This window comes from Gallaecimonas sp. GXIMD4217 (genome assembly GCF_038087665.1).
GTDB lineage: Bacteria > Pseudomonadota > Gammaproteobacteria > Enterobacterales > Gallaecimonadaceae > Gallaecimonas.
The window spans coordinates 2,592,042-2,610,304 of the sequence record NZ_CP149925.1 but is presented as its reverse complement, the minus strand read 5'-3'; the positions used below and the strand labels follow the sequence as shown (position 1 = coordinate 2,610,304).

Here is an 18,263-nt window from a genome sequence, read left to right as displayed (position 1 = left end):
GTTAAGGCGCTTTTACAGTGGTGAAGGAAGGCGTCATGAAAACTTCTATGTAATCAATCTATTAGGCCGCTTTTGCAGATTGTATCGCTGCCGAAACAGCGGCTGGCCCGCCGTGCTCAATGGACCAGCAGCTCGCCCCGGTACATCTGCATCTGGCAATGGAAGGGGTAGCGGCCCGGGGCCAGGGCCGGCAGCTCGACCCGGGTCTCCCTGCCCAGGGCCAGCTCGGCGCTGATGGCCAGGTCCGGGAAGACCACGACCTGGGCGCAGGGGCTGGCGTCCAGGCGCAAAAAGCGCAATGTCAGCGCCCGGCCGGCCCTGGCGGTGGGGGCGTCCGGCTCGTAGACACCGTCTTCGACGCGGATGAGGTCAAGCTGCGTGGAGCCGGCGCCTTTCGGCGCCCTGGGCCAGAACCAGTAGAGGACGAAGGCCAGCAGGGCCAGGCCGATCAGGTTGACGATCATGGCGCCTCCTTGTGGGCGATCAGGAGCAGGGCCTCCTTCTCCATCAACTGGCCCTGGATGGTGATGCTCTCCTCCCGACGCTTTTGCAGGCGCACCCGGCTGAAGCCGGCGCCTTCGAGGGCGGCCTCAAGCTCTGGGCCCTCGAAGAGGGTGAAGCCCTGCTGGAACTGGGCCATCTTCTCCATGCAGCGGCGCGAGCGCACCCCCAGCACCAGGCGGCCACCCGGGGCCAGGGCGGCCTGAAGGCGGGCCAGGGCCGGCGCCAGGGGTTGCCAGAAGTAGGCGGTGTTGAGGGTGAGGATGCGCTCGAAGGACACCTCGGCGGTGAAATCCAGCAGATCCCCGTGCCGGAAACTGGCCCGGTTGGAGGCGTACCGCCGGGCCTCGGCCACCATGTCCGGTGCATGGTCCAGGCCCAGGTAATGGAGCCCGGGATGGCGGGCCAGCAGCGCCGGCACATGGGCGCCGTTGCCCGGGCCCACCTCCAGCAGGGAGCCGGCACCGTCCAGGTCCAGCTCGGCCAGGGCCAGCTGCAGCAGCTCGTGGTTGCTCTGGTTCATCTTCTCGGCCACCTTCAGGCCCAGCGCGCCGCTGGGACGGCGCAGCTGGCGGCCGATGACCTGGGGATCGATCAGATTGGGATCCGTCACCGCTTGCCTCCCGTCTTGAACAGCCTGAGCCTGTTGGCGTTGCTGACCACGGTCACCGACGACAGCGCCATGGCGGCGCCGGCCAGCACCGGGCTCAGCAGCAGGCCGGTGAAGGGATAGAGTACACCGGCCGCCACCGGGATGCCGAGGCTGTTGTAGAGGAAGGCTCCGACCAGGTTCTGCTTGATGTTACCAAGGGTGGCCCTGGACACGGCAATGGCGTCGGCCACCGCCGCCAGGGAGCCGCGCATCAGGGTCAGATCCGCCGAGGCCATGGCCACGTCTGTGCCGGTGCCTATGGCCAGGCCGACATTGGCGGCGGCCAGGGCCGGGGCGTCGTTGATGCCGTCGCCGACCATGGCCACGGTCCTGCCTTGGCTCTGGAGCTGTTGGATAGCCTGGGTCTTCTGCTCCGGCAGCACCTGGGCGATGACGGTGTCTATGCCCACCTGACGGGCCACGGCCTCGGCGCTGGCCTGCTGGTCGCCGGACAGCATCACCAGCTCCAGGCCCATGGCCTTGAGCTCCCTGAGGGCGGCGGCGCTGTCGTCCTTGAGGGGATCGGCCACCTCGAACAGGGCCAGCAATTGTTTATCCCGGGCCAGCAGCACCGGGGTGGCGCCCCTGGCCATCGATTCGTCCAGTTGTTTCTGGATGCCGGCCAGGTCGATGCCCAGCTCCCGCATCAGGGTCGGGTTGCCCAGCCAGAGCGTGCCGCCTTGGTGGCGGGCGCTGACGCCCCTGCCGGCCAGGGTGTCGAAGCCCTGCAGCTCGGCGGCCTGGACCTCGCCGGCCCAGGCCAGCAGGGCGCCGGCCAGGGGGTGCTCGGAGCCCTGTTCCAGGGCCCGCACCAGGGGCCGCAGGTCGTCGTCGGTAAACAGATGGGCATTCGTGACCTGGGGCCTGCCCTGGGTGATGGTGCCGGTCTTGTCCAGCACCAGGGTATCGATGCGGGACAGGCTCTGCAGGGCCTCGCCGTTGCGGATCAGCACCCCGGCCTCGGCGGCCTTGCCCACCCCCACCATCACCGACATGGGCGTGGCCAGGCCCAGGGCGCAGGGGCAGGCGATGATCAGCACGCTGGTGGCCACCACCAGCATGTGGCTGAGCCTGGGTTCGGGCCCCAGGTTGTACCAGAGCAGCGCCGAGACGATGGCGATGACCAGCACCACTGGCACGAAGACGCCACTGATGCGGTCGGCCAGCCGGCCTATGGCGGGCCTGGCGCCCTGGGCCTGTTTGACCTGGTCGATGATCCGGGCCAGGGCGGTGTCGCTGCCGACCCGGGTCGCTTCCATGATCAGGCTGCCGCGGTCGATCAGGGTACCGGCGGCCAGTTCGGCGCCCGGGCTCTTTTCCTGGGGCAGCGGCTCGCCGGTGAGCATGCTTTCGTCCACCAGGCCCTGGCCTTCCACGACCAGGCCGTCCACCGGCACCCTGGCGCCGGGCTTGAGCCTGAGCCTGTCGCCGGCCTGCACCCCTGCCACGGCCACCTCGGTCTCCTTGCCATTGCGGATGAGCAGGGCGGTCTGGGCCTTGAGGTTCAGCAGCCGCTTCAGGGCCGCTGAGGTCTTGCCCCTGGCGCGCACCTCCAGGGCCTGGCCCAGGTTGATGAGGCCAATGATCATGGCGCTGGCCTCGAAGTAGACGTGCCTGGCCTGGGCCGGGAACAGCCCTGGGGCCAGCACCACCAGCAGCGAGTAGAGCCAGGCGGCGCCGGTGCCCAGGGCGATCAGGGTGTCCATGTTGGCCTGGTGGTGGCGAAAGGCCTTCCAGGCGCCGGTGAAGAAGTGGCGGCCGGCGCCCACCAGCACCGCCAGGGTAAGCAGGGCCATCAGGCCCCAGGCCAGCCGCGAGGGCAGGTCGGACACCGTCATGGCGCCGCCGGCCAGGCCCCAGGCCATCAGCGGTATGCCCAGGCCAAGGCCCAGGACGCTCTGGCGCCACAGCCGCCTCTGGTGGGCCAGCTCCGCCTCTTCCTGGGCCTTGAGTTCGCCGGCGTCGTCGCCGCTGAGCAGCCGGGCGTCGTAGCCGGCTTCGCGTATGGCCTGGATCACGGTATCGGCGTCCGCCTCGCCCTGCACCTGGGCGGTGCGGTCGGCGAAGTTGATGCTGTGGGAATCCAGACCGGGCACGGCGTCCAGCGCCTGGTCGATGCTGCGCACGCAGCCGGCGCAGCTCACCCCCAGCAGGGCGAATCTTTGTGTCATGGCAGTATCCCTTTGGGCCTTAGCTATCCCAAGCCTAAAGGTTGGAGTGCCTCCAGGGTCAAGCTTTTGCGGCCGGGGCCAAGGTGGCGGCCCTGGGGGCCGGCAGCTTCATCAGCACTATGGCGGCCAGGATCAGGCCGATACCGGCCCATTGCCAGGGGGACAGGGTCTCGTCCACCAGCAGCACCCCCAGGGCCACCGCCACCACGGGATTGACCAGGGCCAGCATGCCCAGCAGCTCTGTGCCCAGGTGGCGCAGGGACCAGAGCCAGGCCCAGTAGGCCAGGGCGGTGCCGGCCAGCACCAGGTAGGCCAGGCCGGGCAGCTGCTGGGCGCTCGGCAGCGGCGGGGCCCCTTCCAGCAGCCAGGCCAGGGGGACCAGCAGGATCCCGCCCAGGGCCAGTTGCCAGGCGGTGAGCCCCAGCAGATCCTCGGTGCGCCAGTGCTGCATCCACTGGGAGGCCAGGGCGATCAGCGCCGTGGCGGCCAGGCCCGCGGTCATGCCGAGCGGATCCAGGCCGGCCGAGGGGTTGAGCAGCAGCGTCACCCCGGCCAGGCCCAGCAACGCCAGCAGCAGCTGGGACAGCCGCGGCCTGTTGTCGTAGAGCAGCCAGCCCACCAGCATCAGCTGCAGAGGCAGGGTGGCGCCCAGGGTGCCGGCCACGGCACCGGGCAGCCGGAAGGCGGCCAGGAACAGCAGCGCAAAGAACAGGGTGATGTTGGCCAGGCTCAGCGCCAGCAAGCGTGGCCAGGGCAGGGGCGGTCGGCGCCTTACCAGGAGCAGCAATAGCAGGCCGGCGGGCAGGGCGCGCATGGCCGCCACCCACAAGGGGCTGAGGTCGTACAGCACCAGGCCGACCACCGAATAGGTGCTGCCCCAGAGCACCGGGGCCAGCAGGCCGATGACAATGGACATGATTATCTCCCAATTAAATATCTTTGAATAAAGATATCTTGTTGCAGGTGAGAGAAGAGATCAAGTATCTTTCAATCGAGATTCTTGATGAGAAAAATCGATGGCAACTGATCACGTGGAAAAGGTGCTTGCCCAATGGCGCCGGGAAAGGCCGGATCTGGACTGTACGCCCATGGGGCTCTGGGGCCGGTTGCAGCGGGCCCATGGCCTGTCCAGGCCCATGATAGAGAAGGTGTTCAAGGCGTTCGGCCTGGCCAGCAACGACTTCGACGTGCTGGCGACCCTCAGGCGCAGCGGCGCCCCCTACAGCCTGACCCCCACCGAGCTCTACCGCAGCGCCATGCTGTCGTCCGGGGCCATGACCAACCGTATCGACCGCCTCGAGCAGAAGGGCCTGGTGCGGCGGCTGCCGTCCCAGGAGGACAGGCGCAGCCTCAAGGTACAGCTCACCGAGGACGGCCTGGCCCTCATCGACCGGGCCGTGGCCGCCCATGTGGCCAACGAGCGGACCATGATGGCGCCCCTGGACGAGGCGGAGCAGGCCCAGCTCAAGTCCCTGCTCGGCAAGTGGCTGGCGGCCCATGAAGATCGCTGATGTCGACAGCTAGCCCCGCCTTATTGCCCTTGAGTTGGACTACCCTTGGTGGTGCCATGGGTGGGCAGATTTCCTGGAGACGGGCATGGGCTTACTGGTCAAGGGTCACTGGCACGACGAATGGTATGACACCGACAGCACGGGGGGCGACTTCCAGCGCGAGGCGGCCCGGGTGCGCAACTGGATCACCCCGGACGGCTCCCCCGGTCCCTCGGGGGAGGGGGGCTTCAAGGCCGAGGCGGACCGCTACCACCTCTATGTGTCCCTGGCCTGTCCCTGGGCCCACCGCACCCTGATTTTCCGCCAGCTCAAGGGCCTGGACAGGCTGGTGTCGGTGTCGGTGGTCAGCTACCTGATGGCCGAGCAGGGCTGGAGCTTCGACCGCAAGGCCGGCTCCAGCGGCGACCGCCTCTACCAGAGCCATTTCCTCCACGAGCTCTACACCAAGCACAGGGAAGACTACAGCGGCCGGGTGACTGTGCCGGTGCTGTGGGACAGGGAGCTGCACTGCATCGTCTCCAACGAGTCCAGCGAGATCATCCGCATGTTCAACTCGGCCTTCGATCACCTCACCGGCAACGAGCTGGACTTCTATCCCCAGGCCCTGCGCGCCGACATCGACGCCGTCAACGCCGAGGTGTACGAGCACGTCAACAACGGCGTTTACCGGGCCGGCTTCGCCACCGCCCAGAGCGCCTACGACGCCGCCTTCGAGCGGCTGTTCGCCACCCTGGACGGCCTGGAAGAGCGGTTGTCCCGCAGCCGCTACCTGCTTGGCGAGCGGCTGACCGAGGCGGACTGGCGGCTGTTCACCACCCTGATCCGCTTCGACCCCGTCTACCACGGCCATTTCAAGTGCAACCGCCAGCGCCTGTGCGAATACCGACACCTCTGGGGCTTCGTGAAGGAGCTCTACCAGATGCCCGGCATCAGTGACACCGTGGATTTCGAGCACATCAAGCGCCATTACTACCAGAGCCACAGGGCCATCAACCCCACCGGCATAGTGCCGGGGGGGCCAAGGCTGGATCTGGACGGCCCCCACCACAGGCTGACCGCTGGTTAATTTGCTTATGCGGATATCCGTATATAAAATCCCTTCATCACCTGGAGGGATTTTGCCATGGAACCCGCACATTTCTTCAAGGCCCTGAGCGACGACACCCGGTTGCGGCTGCTGCGGCTGATCCGCGAGCTGGACGAGATCTGCGTCTGCGATCTGGTGGCCGCCCTGGACCTCAGCCAGCCCAAGATCTCCCGGCACCTGGCCCAGCTGCGCCAGCTGGGCCTGGTCACCGATAAACGCTGCGGCCAGTGGGTGCATTACCGCCTGGCCGATGAGCTTCCCCCCTGGGCCGCCCGGGTGCTGGATGCGACCCTGCCCCAGGTGGCGGCCGCCTGGCCCCAGGACATTGAAAACACCACCAGTTGCTGCGATTAGGAGAACAAGATGACCATCAAAGTCGGTATCAACGGATTCGGCCGCATGGGCCGGCTGATCATGAGGGCGGCCTGGGACTGGCCCGAGCTGGAGTTCGTGCAGATCAACGATCCGGCCGGCAGCGCCGAGACCCTGGCCCACCTGATGAACTTCGACTCGGTGCATGGCCGCTGGCAGCACGAGGCCCAGTGGCGGGGCGACGACATGGTGGTCGGTGCCAGGACCATCAGGGTCAGCCAAAACGCCGCCATCGCCGACACCGACTGGTCCGGCTGCGATCTGGTCATCGAGGCCAGCGGCAAGATGCGCAAGAAGGCGCTGCTCGAGGCCTACCTGGCCCAGGGCGTCAAGAAGGTGGTGGTGACGGCGCCGGTGAAAGAGCCGGGCGTGCTCAATGTGGTGATGGGCGTCAACGACCATCTCTATGAGGCCGGCCAGCACCACATCGTCACCGCCGCCAGCTGCACCACCAACTGCCTGGCGCCCGTGGTCAAGGTGCTGCTGGAGAACTTCGGCATCCGCCACGGCTCCATGACCACCATCCACGATCTCACCAATACCCAGACCATACTGGATGCGCCCCACAAGGATCTGCGCCGGGCCCGGGCCTGCGGCATGAGCCTGATCCCCACCACCACCGGCTCGGCCACCGCCATCACCGAGATCTTCCCCGAGCTCAAGGGTCGCCTCAACGGCCACGCGGTGCGGGTGCCCCTGGCCAACGCCTCCCTGACCGACTGCGTCTTCGAGCTGGAGCGACCGGTCACCGCCGAAGAGGTCAACCGGGCCTTTGCCCTGGCCAGCGAAGGCCCCCTGGCCGGCATCCTCGGTTACGAAGAGCGCCCCCTGGTGAGCATCGACTACCGCACCGATCCCCGTTCCACCATCATCGACGCCCTTTCCACCATGGTGGTCAACGGCAGCCAGCTCAAACTGTACTGCTGGTACGACAACGAATGGGGCTATGCCAACCGCACCGCCGAGCTGGCCCTGAAGGTGGCCACCGCATGAATCAGGCCCTGCGCCAGTACGCCATCGTCACCGGCAATTACTGGGCCTTCACCCTCACCGATGGCGCCCTGCGCATGCTGGTGGTGCTGCACTTCCACCAGCTGGGCTACAGCCCCCTGGCCATCGCCTCGCTGTTCCTCTTCTACGAGCTGTTCGGGGTGATCACCAACCTGCTGGGTGGCTGGCTGGGGGCCCGCATCGGCCTGAACAGGACCATGAACCTGGGCCTTGGCCTGCAGGTACTGGCCCTGGGCATGCTGCTGGCGCCGGTATCCTGGCTGACGGTGCCCTGGGTGATGGCCGCCCAGGCCCTCAGTGGCATCGCCAAGGATCTCAACAAGATGAGCGCCAAGTCGGCGGTCAAGACCCTGGTGCCCAAGGGGGCCGAGGGCCAGCTCTACCGCTGGGTGGCGGTGCTGACCGGCTCCAAGAACGCCCTCAAGGGGGCCGGCTTCTTCCTGGGGGCGCTGCTGCTCGGTACCCTCGGCTTCCAGGGCGCCATCGCCGCCATGGCCGCGGCCCTGGCGCTGGTGTGGCTGGCCAGCCTGGTGCTGCTCAAGGCCGAGCTGGGCAAGGCCAGGAGCAAGCCCAAATTCCGCGAGCTGCTGTCCAAGAGCGCCGCCATCAACTGGCTGTCGGCGGCGCGGTTGTTCCTGTTCGGGGCCCGGGACGTCTGGTTCGTGGTGGCCCTGCCGGTGTTCATGAGCAGCCAGCTGGGCTGGGATTTCTGGCAGGTGGGCACCTTCATGGCCAGCTGGATCATCGGCTACGGCCTGATCCAGTCCCAGGCGCCCAGGCTGACCAGGCGCAGCGACGGCAAGGGCGCCGCCTTCTGGGCCCTGGGCCTGGCGCTGGTGCCGGCCGTGCTGGCCCTGGGGCCCCTGACGCAGGCGCCCTGGCTGGTAGGGGGACTGCTGCTGTTCGGTGCCCTGTTCGCGGTCAATTCCTCCCTGCACAGCTTCCTGATCGTCCGCCACGCCAACGCCGACGGGGTGTCCCTGGACGTGGGCTTCTACTACATGGCCAACGCCATGGGCCGGCTGGTGGGCACCCTGTTGTCCGGCTGGCTGTTCCAGTGGCAGGGGCTGGCGCTCTGTCTCTGGGTGTCCAGCGCCTTCCTGCTGCTGGCGGCGCTACTGGTGCGGCCACTGAGCGAGCCGGAGCAGGCGATCTGAGCCACAGATAGGCGATTTTCACGGCAAAAACCTGGCCCGCTCACCATAGTGAGATAAAGGGCCCTGGTTGGAGTCTTGTCATGAAATCGCCTTTCTTTTCCTGCCTGCTGGGGGCCTGTCTGGCCCTGGGCACCCCGCAAGCGGCCGCCGAGCCCCAATACCACGACGCCGCCGGCCGCTTCCTCGATGTCTGGCAACGCCACCAGGATTCCATGCCCTTCGAGCGCATGCTGGCCATGCGCGACGATCTGCTGCTGCCCTTCGGCGACTACTACGGCGAGCGAGTGGCGCAGATGACCAATCCCGGCCGCACCCTGCGCCTGACCCTGGAGTCCTTTGCCGAGCGCCAGGCGGCCTTCGAGCTGGCCTATCGGCAGCTCAAGGGGACGCTGCCCCTGGCCATCAGCGAATTCGCCAACGCCTTTGCCGACTTCCAGCCCTGCATCCCGGTGTGGCTGGTCCATTCCCTGACCGGCGCCAACGGCCAGGTGCTGCTGCTGGGCGGCGAGCCCAGCCTGGTGCTGGGAGTGGACATGGTGGCCGAAAGCCACGACTGGCTGGATCAGCGCCCCTTCCTGCACCACGAGCTGGTGCACCTGTACCGGCTGCAACAGGGGCTGGCACTGCCCCTGGCCGAGAGCCCGACGCCGCTGCTGACGGCGCTGTGGGAGGAGGGCCTGGCCACCTATGTGGCCCAGCGCCTCAACCCCGGTGCCTCCCTGGCCAGCCTGATGCTGGAGCAGCCCCTGGGGCTGAGCAGGAAGGCCGAGCTGCAGCTGGCGCAGCTGGCAGCCAACCTCTATGCCTACCTGGGCAGCGACCAGAGCGCCGACTACGAACGCTACTTCCTGCTGGATCAGGGCGATCTGCCAAGGGCCGGCTACTACCTGGGCTACCGCGTCGTCAGCCACCTGGGCAAGGCGTTCAGCCTGGATGAACTGATGGCCATGAAGCCCGAACAGTACCGGCCGCTGGTGGAGCAGAGCCTGTTCGCCCTGGCCAAGCAGGCCAGGTGGCTGGTGGTCAGCCGCTGACAAGCAGCGAAAAAATGACCGCCTTGCTCTTGGCGCCAAAGGCCAACTCCTTCATGCTATTAGGCTTGTGGCATGAAGGAGGGCCTGGGCTTTGAAATGGGTGTGGCGTGCGCTGTTGACCTTGCTGATCCTGCTGTTGTTGGTCATGGCCGGTCTCTTCCACTGGCTGGGACGCCAGGGCCTCTATTTCAATGGCATCACCCTCTGGCCCCTCAGTGCCGAGCGCCTGCGCCTGGAAAGGCCCGGCTGCGACCCCATTACCGCCACGGCGCTCCGCCTGGAGAGCGGGTCCCCGCTGTTGCTTTTTGCCGATCAGATCCATATTCCCCTCTGTGATAGCGAGCCGGGCGAGCCGCTGTCGATCCCGGCGCTGCCCGCCTTCCGGCTGCAGGTCAGGCAACTGCATTACGGCCAGCAGCCGCCCCTGGCGCTGGCCCTGAGCCAGGAGCTGGGCCGCTTCGATTTCAGCCTGCGCCAGGAAGGGGACAGCCTCAACGGCCAGTGGCATAGCCGGGACGGCCAGTGGCTGCTGGACGGCAGCCTGACCCCGGGCCGCTTCGAGCCCAGGTTGCAGGGCGCCCTGGCGCTGGAAGGCAGCGGCCTGTGGCGGCTGGGTGGCACCTGGCAGGGGCAGCTGACGGTGAAGAGCCAGGCCTTCGGCAGTGCTGAACTGCAGGGCCCCTTCAAGCTGGGCCTGAAGGCCGAAAACGGCGCCTGGCAGGCACAGCTTTCCCTGCCCCAACCCTGGCCCCTGGGCCAGCAGCTGATCCTCCAGGCTGGCCCCCTGGCCCATGCCAGGGGCCAGGGCCAGGCGCTGCAGGAGCTGCAGGCCGAGGCGCTGATCGCCTCGCCCTGGAGCCAGGCCAGGCTGAGCCTGCGCAGCCAGGAGCCGGCGGCCCGAAGCGGCAGCGGCCAATTGACGTTGGAAGGCGAGCTCAGCGGCCAGGGCCGCTTTCAGTGGCAGGGCAGGGAGCTGCTGCTGGAGGAGCTGGCCCTGGCTTATGAGCAGTTCCGGGCGCATCTGGTCCATGCCGTGTCATTGCCGCTGGATGCCAGCGGCCAGGTGCCGCTGCCGCTGACCATAGCGGCCGACCAGTTCGGCGGGCACCTGGAGCAGGGCCTGCTCAGCTGGCAGGCGCGGCAATGGCAGCTGGACGGCGTGCTGGCCCTGTCGGGACAGCAGCAGGGCGTCAGCCTGGAGGCCAGGCTGCCCATCCGCCTGGCGCCCCAGCACTACCTGCTGCGGCCCTGGCAGGCCAAATTGATAGGGCCGGAGCTGGAGCTGGAGCTGGACGGCCAAGAGCAGGACATCAACCCGGATGCCCCCGAGCTGGGCTTCGAACTGGCGGGCCGCTACCGACACTGGCCCCTGAGGGGGCATGCCCGTGGCCTGTGGCAGGAGGGCGCGGCCCAGGGCCAGCTGGCATTGAGCACGGGGCCGCTGCTGGACCGGGGCGGCGAAGCCAGCTTCCAGGGCGACTGGCAATGGCGGGATGAGGTGCTGGCGCTGGCGGCCGGCAGCCGGCTGACGCTGAACCGGGGCCTCAAGGAGCAGCTGCTGGTGGAGCGGGTCCAGGCCCGGCTGGAGGCGCCGCTGACACTGGACCGCCAAGGCCTGCACGGCCAGGTGCTGCTGGAAGGCCGGGGCCTGGTGCTGCCCCAGTGGCGCCTGCCCCGTTACCGCTCTGAGCTGACCCTGGACGGGACCGACTTCGCCTGGCGGCTGCAGGTGCCGGACTGGGCCACGGCGTTGACCGGCCAGGGCCAATGGCGGCAGGGCCGCATCGATGGCGACTATGAGATCAAGACCGAGCTGGTGCCGGCCATCAGCCAGGGCCTGCCGGTGGTGGTGGGCGGTGGCAGCCTTGGCAGCAGCGGCCGTTACCACTGGTCGGCCGAGGACTGGTCCCTGGCGGGGGAGCTGGTCCTGGAGCGGGTCGAGGGTTTTGTTGCCGCCAGCCAGTTCAGGGGCCTGGACGGCCGCTTCGATTTCAGCGCCGGCCCCCGGGGCGAACGGCTCCACAGCCGGGGGCCGGTCAGCCTGGACTCGCTGGATCCGGGCATTCCCCTCGGCGGGATCCGGGCCGCAGTCCGGTATGAAAACGACGCCCTGAGCCTGACGGAGCTGGACGGCAGCCTGCTGTCGGGCCGCTTCAGCGCACCGCGATTGGACTGGCCCGCGGCCCAGGTGCAGGAGGTGCGCTTCACCGGGCTGGCCCTGGCCGACATAGTGGCGCTGCAGTCCGAGCCGGTGCTGAGCCTGGACGGCAAGCTCGACGGCACCTTGCCGGTCCTCTTGGGCAGGGACAGCCTGGCGGTGGTGGACGGCCACCTGGTCAACAGCACGCCGGTACGCATGGCCCTCAAGGACAGCGAGGCCATGGCCAGCCTCAGTGCCAGCAACGTGGGGGCCCAGGTCGCCTTCGACTCCCTGGGCCGGCTGGACATCGACACCCTGGAAGCCCGCCTGGACATGGCGGACGACGGCCAGGCCACGCTGAAGGTGAACGTAAGGGGTCAAAACCCGGACAAGAACAACCTGCCTGTGATACTTAACTACAGGCATGAAGAAAATCTGCGCCAGCTGCTGCGCAGTCTGCGCATCGGCGAGGATCTGGCAGCGGAGCTGGAGCAGAGAGTGAAACAAGCACGGGACAAGCCATGAACAAGCTGATAGTAGTGCTGGCAGGCCTGGTGGTCTTGATGGGCTGTTCACCCAGGGTGGCTCTGGAAGCGCCCAAGGAACCCATCACCATCAACCTGAACGTGAAGATCGAACACGAGATCCGGGTCAAGGTCGAAAAGGATCTGGAGACGCTTTTCGAAGAGGAAAGCGAGCTGTTTTAAGGAGACGATGATGAAACACTGGTCAAAAATGCTGGCGCTGCTGCCATTGCTGATCTGCGCCCAGGCCTTCGCGCTGGGGCTGGGCGAGGCCAAGAGCCAGGGCCTGGTAGGAGAACAGCCGGACGGCTACCTGGGCATAGTCCAGTCCAGCCCCCAGGTGGTGGCCCTGGTCCAGGACATCAACGCCAAGCGCCGCCAGGCCTATATCGAGATCGCCAGGAAGAACGGCGTGTCGCTGGAGCAGGTGGCCAAGCTGGCCGGCCAAAAGGCCATCGCCCGTGCCCCCAGGGGGCAGTTCATCCGCGACAAGTCTGGTCGCTGGGTCAAGAAATAATTCAGCCGGCCTTGTGCCGGTACATGGCCGTGTCGGCGTGGCGGATAAGCTCGTCACCATTGACCGTGGTCGGTGCCGGCCTGGCCATGCCAAGGGAAACCCCGATCCTGAGTGCTTGCCCCTGGAAATGCAGGGGCGCCTCGACGGCGGCCGTCAGCCGGCCAGCCATGGCTTCCTCTTCCGGCCCGTCGCCAAGGCCGGGTAACAACAGCACGAATTCATCGCCACCGATCCGGGCCACGAAGTCGCCGTCCCGGGCGGCCGAGATCAACCTGGCCGCGACTTCCTTCAGTACCGCGTCGCCGGCCTCGTGACCAAGGCGGTCGTTGAGGGGCTTGAAGCCATTGAGATCCAGGTAGCAGAGGGTGAAGTGGCTGCCCTTGTGCCGGTACTGGGCGAGGCATTCGTCCAGCTTGGCCATGAAATAGCGCCTGTTGGGCAGCCGGGTCAGGGCATCGTGGTGGGCCAGGTACTGGCTGAGCCTGTGTTCACGCAGCACCACGTAAACCAGGGTGCCGAACAGCAGCGCCAGGATCCAGCCGGTCAGGCGGGTGGCGTTGAAGAAGGGCTGGGCCAGCCAGCCGCCTTGCGGCCGGGCGGCCAGCTCCCAGCGCTCGTTGTGCAGGTAAAGGGGGACGCTGATATGGTCACCGTCGAGCAGGCGGCGATCGCCCTTGATGTGACCGCCCTCCTTGTTGGGGTTGTGCAGGTACAGGGCCAGCTCCCGGGCGGCCTGGTCGAAGTCGGCCGTCTGCAGCAGGGTATCGATGTCCATCACCATGCTGATCAGTCCCCAGAGGCTGCCGTCGGCCCTGAACACCGGGGTCCTGTTGATGATGCCCCGGCCACCCTGGATCAGATCGACAGGGCCGTCCAGCACCGTTTCCCTCAGGGTCACCGCCTTCTCGACATAGGGCCATTGGCCGGGCAGGGAACGATAGGCCACCCCCAGCACGGCCTCGTTGCCGGCCCTGGGATAGACGGCACTCATGACCAGCTCGGGGGCTAGCACGATATTGCGGACGAAGCGCCCGTCCCGGTGCAGGGCCGCGAGGAGGGCATCGACCTCGTCTGGGGAGGGATCCGGATGGGTATGCAGGAAGGCCGCCAGGCCCCTGACCAGGTAGATGCTGGCATTGGCCTTGGCCTCCAGGGTGGCCCTGAGGGCGGTGACCTGGGCCAGCACCCGGGTACGCTGCTGTTCCCGGGCGGCGGCTTCATTGAGGGCGCAGACGTATTCCACCAGCAGCATCAGCAGGCCAAGCAGGCCCAACAGGGCAAGGTTCGAGGTCAGGGAGAGCTTGGTGCGGGCAGGGTACATCGGCGGAACCAGTTATCATTGTCTGGTCATTTTACCGACATCAGTGGTCAATCTCCATACAAGATCTGGGTGCTTTTGCCCCCTCAGCGGCCGTTGAGGGCGCCCCACTGCCAGTACTTGGCGCCGCCTATGGTGGCCTGCAGCGCCACCCCGGATTCGGTGAGCTGGTAGCTGATCACATCCAGATCCACCGACTGGTTAGCCGTGGCCTCGCCGCCCTGGTCCCCGGCCTTGGCGGTGGCCTCGGCCTGGGCCGAGGCATCCCAGCCAAAATCCCTGAAGCGCTCGAAGCTGTTCCTGTCCTTGAAGATCAGCACCTCCCGGTAGTCCTTGATGCCCAGCCCGAAGCCGACCCCCAGGCCGATCATCCTCATGTAGGTATGGCGGCCGCTGCGGTCGCTGAGCACGCCGTAACCGCCGCTGGTGCTGAGCAGGATCAGGTTCTGGTTGGCGCTGTCGAAGACCCCGTAACCGTAGGCGCTGCGGATCTGCTCCCTGGCCCTGGGCCTGGCCTCGTAGAGCCTGTTCAGGGTGTCGTCGCGCATGGCCAGCACGGCAGTGCGCTGCTCCGACACCGTGTTGCCAAGGGAGGTGCAGCCGGCCAGCAGCAGTGACGGAATGAGCAGGTGTTTCATGGCAGGGCTCCCGGCTTTGCTTGTTCCAACTATAGGTCAGGCCCGCGCCTTGATAAGGCGATCACAGTGCCGCCAACGGCGTCCCACCGCCAGGCGCGCAGCGACTATGTTTAAGGGTGCGCCAGGGGCCAGCCCCGGCGGGCTGTCCGGTCGTCCAGGAGGTGGACGACCGCCGTTGCAGGGAGGCACTTGCTGATTGAGGGCCGGTCGCTGCCGAACGGACGACCGCCCGGGAGGTCAAGATGCGGTCCCTGCTCCTTGGATCCCTGTGGATCCTGCTTTCCTTCACCGTCCAGGGCGCCAGGCCCGAACTGCCTGTCCATGACCAGCCGCCGCCGGCCTTTGCGCCGGATCGGCTGCTGGTGCGCTTCGAGCCCGGTACCCCGGCCGCCGACATGGCCGCTGCCCATCGCCGTGCCGGTGGCCATCTGCTGAGGACCATTCCCGGCATCGAGGTGCAGCTGGTGCAGGTGCCGGCCGGTGCCGTGCTGGAAAGGGTCGAACGCTACCGGCAAAACCCCAATGTACGCTATGCCGAGCCGGACTATTACCGGGTGATGGGCCTGCCCGACGAGGGCCAGGATCCCCCGGGCGGCCTGGGCCTGGACTACTTCGAGCAGCAGTGGGGCCTGAACAACAACGGCCAGCTGCTGGCCGACCCCGAGACCGGCGCCACAACCCTGGTGGGCACCCCGAATGCCGACATCGACGCCCCAGAGGGCTGGGACATCAGCACCGGCAGCAGCGCCGTCAAGATAGCCATACTGGACACCGGCATCGACTGCACCACCCTGGAGTTCGCCGCCGTGCCTGGCGACGGGGCCAAGTGTGTCGAACAGATGAACTTCGTCGGCGACTATACGGCGACCACGGACGACGTGGTCGCCCACGGCAGCCATGTGGCCGGCATCGCCGCCGCCAGGACCGACAACGACATCGGCGTGGCCGGGGTGGGCTGGCAGAGCCGGGTCGGCAATCTCAAGGCCTGTTTCGAATACCTCTACGATCTGGCGCCGCCCCTGGGGATCTACGTCTACCTCGGCGTCTGCCCGGTGTCCTCGTCGGCGGCGGCCATCATCCATGCCGCCGACCACGGCTACCACGTCATCAACATGAGTTACGCCAGCGACCAGGTGGATGAGCAGGGCAATCCCGCCAACTCACCACCGCCGCAACCCAATACCGAAACCGCGGCCCTCGACTACGCCTGGGACAGGGGCCTGGTGTTGGTGGCCGCCGCCGGCAATGCCGCCACCAGCGATTTGGTTTACCCCGCGGCCCATGACAAGGTCATCGCCACCGGCGCCACAGAACGCAACGACGACCGCGCCTCCTTCTCCAGCTTCGGCGACTGGGTGTCGTTGATGGCGCCCGGCGAGAACATCCTCTCCACCGTGCCCAACGAGCTGTGCGTCTTCTATTCGGAGATCACCGGCGAGCCCTTCGATCCCGCTTCGGATGTCTGCCTGGACTGGTATTCCGGCACCTCCATGGCCAGCCCCCATGTGGCCGGGGCCGCGGCCCTGGTCTGGGCCCACCGCTTCGGCGATCAGCTGGGCAATGTGGCGACCTGCCAGGACAGTGCCGGCACCCCCTGCAACCAGGCCATCCGCGACGCCCTGGAGCAGGGCGCCGATGCGTTCGGGGCCCTGGGCCAGAACTATTCGGCCTGGTCCCAGCACGGCCGCCTCAACCTGGCCGGCGCCCTGGGCCAGGCAGCGCCGCCGGCCGGCCCGCCAAGCGCACCTACCGGGCTTGGTGCCAGCGACAATGGCGACGGCAGCGCGGCGCTGGCCTGGGTGGACAACAGCGATAACGAGACCGGCTTCGAGCTGGTGCGCGAAGCCTGGAAGAAGGTCAAGGGCAGCCTGGGCTGGAAGGCCGACGGCGTGACGAGCCTGGCCGCCGACACCAGCAGCCATGTGGATGCCAGCGGCAACGGTACCTTCCGCTACTGCGTGCGCGCCGTCAACGACGCCGGCAGCTCCGCCTGCACGCCCTGGGCCGAGGTGACGGTCAGCGGTGGCGGCAAAGGGGGTGGCAAGGGCGGTGGCGGCAAGGGCGGCAAGCCGGCACGCTAGGAAGCCGAGCGTTCCATGGCGATATGGGGGATGTCGTCTTCCAGGTAGGCTTCCCCCCTGGCCTGGAAACCATGACGGCCATAAAAGGCCTGCAGATGGACCTGGGCGCTCATGTAGAGGCCGGCACCTGGCCACAAGCTCTGGCAGGCCTTAAGACAACGGGCCATCAGCTGGTGGCCCAGGCCGGTCCCCCTCTGGTCTTGGGCGGTGACCACACGGCCAATGGCCACCATGGCGGGCATGAGCCGATCCGGGGCTATCAGACGCAAATAGGCCACCAGCCGCTCATCCTGCCAAGCCAGCAGGTGCCAGGCCTCCTTGTCCAGGCCGTCCAGGTCCTGGTAAGGGCACTGCTGCTCCACCACGAACACCTGGTTTCTGAGGGCCAGTAAGTCATACAGCTCGCTGGCATTGAGCTCATCGAAGGATTTCAGTGACCACTGCATCTGGGCATCTCCGGTGATTTTTCGCCGAGCATAGCGCCACTTGCAAGCCAACTCATTATCCCTTGTTAAGTCGGCCCTTGATGCGGCTGAGGCTGATGGCGGTGATGCCCAGGTAAGCGGCGATCAGGTAGTCGGGCAGGCGCTGCTGCAGCTCGGGGAATTCCTGGCAGAAATGGCGGTAGCGTTGTTGTGGCGACAGGGTCAACAGCAGCCGTTCCTTGCGCTCCTTGAACAGCAATTGACGGCGAAACAGGGCGTCCAGCCAGGGGCCGTGGCTGTCCGGGGCCGGCAGGGGGAGGGTGCGCAGTCGGCAGGGCTCCACCGCGACCACGGCATGGTCGGCCTGCTCGTTGGCCAGGTAGCCCAGCACATCGAGGAAGCAGTCCCCCTGCCAGTAGAATTCCTTGATGTACTCACGGCCGCCGTCACAGGTGACTACCGCCTTGAGCAGGCCCTGGTCGACATGGGCAAGAAATTTCGGCCTGTCGCCGGGAGACCACAGGTGCTGGCCCGGGGTCAGGAGCAGTGTGCGGCAGTGGCTGCCGGGGTCATCGAAGGGGGTCGCCATGGCCCTATGGTAGCGGTAATTGTTGGAATATGAAAAAGCCCCCGGTCGGGGGCTTTTTGCTGCCGGGGCCTTAAACGGCCAGGTGCAGGCGCACTGCTATGTTGCCGCGGGTGGCGTTGGAGTAGGGGCAGACCTCGTGGGCCCTGGCCACCAGGGTCTCGGCCAGCTCCCGCGCCATGCCGGGCAGGGTCACATGGAGATCCACGTCCAGGCCGAAACCGCCCTCGATCTGGCCTATGCCCACCTCGGCGCGGACGCTGAGATCGCTGGGCAGCGCCAGCTGCTGATGGCCGGCCAGGAACTTCATGGCGCCGATAAAGCAGGCCGAGTAACCGGCCGCGAACAGCTGTTCGGGGTTGGTGCCGTCACCGCCGGCACCGCCCAGTTCCCTGGGGGTGGCAAGGCGGACGTCCAGCTTGCCGTCGCTGGCGATGGCCTGGCCGTCGCGGCCGCCGGTAGAAGTGGCACTGGCCTTGTAGAGTACCTGCATGGTGGTTTCCTCGTGTTCGTTGAAGACGAGGATAAAGTTATCGCA

Annotated in this window: 19 protein-coding genes; 10 read left to right on the top strand and 9 right to left on the bottom strand. The window is 67.1% G+C overall.

Translation table 11 applies throughout. The features are described 5' to 3' along the window. Positions 1-116 precede the first annotated feature (116 nt). From WDB71_RS12720 to WDB71_RS12705, 4 genes are read right to left on the bottom strand one after another with little or no spacing between them, the layout of a single operon-like run. Positions 117-464, bottom strand: coding sequence for a cupredoxin domain-containing protein (locus WDB71_RS12720; RefSeq protein WP_341501962.1), 348 nt, complete (start codon positions 462-464; stop codon positions 117-119). Next, positions 461-1,114 (bottom strand): class I SAM-dependent methyltransferase, encoded by a 654-nt coding sequence (locus WDB71_RS12715; protein WP_341501961.1) that lies wholly within the window; start codon positions 1,112-1,114, stop codon positions 461-463. Before WDB71_RS12715 ends, WDB71_RS12720 begins: the two co-directional genes overlap by 4 nt. Continuing rightward, positions 1,111-3,324: a heavy metal translocating P-type ATPase gene (locus WDB71_RS12710; RefSeq protein ID WP_341501960.1), complete on the bottom strand. Its 2,214-nt coding sequence runs from the start codon at positions 3,322-3,324 to the stop codon at positions 1,111-1,113. The genes WDB71_RS12715 and WDB71_RS12710 overlap by 4 nt, the downstream gene beginning before the upstream one ends. 58 nt (positions 3,325-3,382) lie before the next feature. Then, positions 3,383-4,240, bottom strand: a complete 858-nt coding sequence (locus WDB71_RS12705) for an EamA family transporter (protein WP_341501959.1) — start codon at positions 4,238-4,240, stop codon at positions 3,383-3,385. 100 nt (positions 4,241-4,340) lie between these two features. On the opposite strand from WDB71_RS12705, the gene WDB71_RS12700 reads away from it, so the two are divergent. The 9 genes from WDB71_RS12700 to WDB71_RS12660 all read left to right on the top strand — a co-directional run bounded on the left by WDB71_RS12700 (position 4,341) and on the right by WDB71_RS12660 (position 12,677). Next, entirely contained in the window at positions 4,341-4,835 is a 495-nt protein-coding gene (locus tag WDB71_RS12700; RefSeq protein ID WP_341501958.1) for a MarR family transcriptional regulator, read from the top strand. Between the two features lie 85 nt (positions 4,836-4,920). Then, a complete protein-coding gene (locus tag WDB71_RS12695) occupies positions 4,921-5,901 on the top strand; it encodes a glutathione S-transferase family protein (protein ID WP_341501957.1) in 981 nt (326 codons plus the stop codon). Positions 5,902-5,958: 57 nt separating this feature from the next. Beyond that, positions 5,959-6,276, top strand: coding sequence for a metalloregulator ArsR/SmtB family transcription factor (locus WDB71_RS12690; RefSeq protein WP_341501956.1), 318 nt, complete (start codon positions 5,959-5,961; stop codon positions 6,274-6,276). A 9-nt stretch (positions 6,277-6,285) separates the two neighbouring features. After that, positions 6,286-7,287, top strand: coding sequence for an ArsJ-associated glyceraldehyde-3-phosphate dehydrogenase (locus WDB71_RS12685; RefSeq protein WP_341501955.1), 1,002 nt, complete (start codon positions 6,286-6,288; stop codon positions 7,285-7,287). Continuing rightward, entirely contained in the window at positions 7,284-8,462 is a 1,179-nt protein-coding gene (arsJ, locus tag WDB71_RS12680) for an organoarsenical effux MFS transporter ArsJ (protein ID WP_341501954.1), read from the top strand. Before WDB71_RS12685 ends, arsJ begins: the two co-directional genes overlap by 4 nt. Positions 8,463-8,542: 80 nt before the next feature. Continuing rightward, positions 8,543-9,496, top strand: coding sequence for a DUF2268 domain-containing putative Zn-dependent protease (locus tag WDB71_RS12675; RefSeq protein ID WP_341501953.1), 954 nt, complete (start codon positions 8,543-8,545; stop codon positions 9,494-9,496). 115 nt (positions 9,497-9,611) lie between these two features. Continuing rightward, on the top strand, positions 9,612-12,161 hold the full coding sequence (locus WDB71_RS12670) for a YdbH domain-containing protein (RefSeq protein ID WP_341501952.1): 2,550 nt from the start codon (positions 9,612-9,614) through the stop codon (positions 12,159-12,161). Continuing rightward, a complete protein-coding gene (locus WDB71_RS12665; protein ID WP_341501951.1) occupies positions 12,158-12,343 on the top strand; it encodes a YnbE family lipoprotein in 186 nt (61 codons plus the stop codon). The genes WDB71_RS12670 and WDB71_RS12665 overlap by 4 nt, the downstream gene beginning before the upstream one ends. Before the next feature lie 10 nt (positions 12,344-12,353). Then, positions 12,354-12,677 carry a YdbL family protein gene (locus WDB71_RS12660; protein ID WP_341501950.1) on the top strand — a complete coding sequence of 108 codons (324 nt, stop codon included), beginning with the start codon at positions 12,354-12,356 and terminating at the stop codon, positions 12,675-12,677. 1 nt (position 12,678) lies between these two features. Here WDB71_RS12660 and WDB71_RS12655 read toward each other — a convergent pair whose 3' ends face one another. Together WDB71_RS12655 and WDB71_RS12650 are read right to left on the bottom strand one after the other, a co-directional pair. Then, positions 12,679-13,998, bottom strand: coding sequence for a diguanylate cyclase (locus tag WDB71_RS12655; protein WP_341501949.1), 1,320 nt, complete (start codon positions 13,996-13,998; stop codon positions 12,679-12,681). A gap of 83 nt (positions 13,999-14,081) precedes the next feature. Further along, positions 14,082-14,633 carry a hypothetical protein gene (locus tag WDB71_RS12650; protein ID WP_341501948.1) on the bottom strand — a complete coding sequence of 184 codons (552 nt, stop codon included), beginning with the start codon at positions 14,631-14,633 and terminating at the stop codon, positions 14,082-14,084. Between the two features lie 242 nt (positions 14,634-14,875). On the opposite strand from WDB71_RS12650, the gene WDB71_RS12645 reads away from it, so the two are divergent. Further along, positions 14,876-16,714: a S8 family serine peptidase gene (locus tag WDB71_RS12645; RefSeq protein ID WP_341501947.1), complete on the top strand. Its 1,839-nt coding sequence runs from the start codon at positions 14,876-14,878 to the stop codon at positions 16,712-16,714. On the opposite strand, the gene WDB71_RS12640 is transcribed toward WDB71_RS12645, so the two are convergent. From WDB71_RS12640 to WDB71_RS12630, 3 genes are all read right to left on the bottom strand, one after another. Beyond that, the gene (locus tag WDB71_RS12640) at positions 16,711-17,160 is read right to left on the bottom strand and encodes a GNAT family N-acetyltransferase (protein WP_341501946.1); all 450 of its coding nucleotides are present in this window, start codon (positions 17,158-17,160) and stop codon (positions 16,711-16,713) included. The two genes, WDB71_RS12645 and WDB71_RS12640, sit on opposite strands and share 4 nt — an antisense overlap. Before the next feature lie 55 nt (positions 17,161-17,215). Then, complete coding sequence (locus tag WDB71_RS12635; RefSeq protein ID WP_341501945.1) at positions 17,216-17,728, bottom strand: Crp/Fnr family transcriptional regulator; 513 nt, start codon at positions 17,726-17,728, stop codon at positions 17,216-17,218. A 70-nt stretch (positions 17,729-17,798) separates the two neighbouring features. Beyond that, positions 17,799-18,218 (bottom strand): organic hydroperoxide resistance protein, encoded by a 420-nt coding sequence (locus WDB71_RS12630; protein WP_341501944.1) that lies wholly within the window; start codon positions 18,216-18,218, stop codon positions 17,799-17,801. Positions 18,219-18,263: the final 45 nt, after the last annotated feature.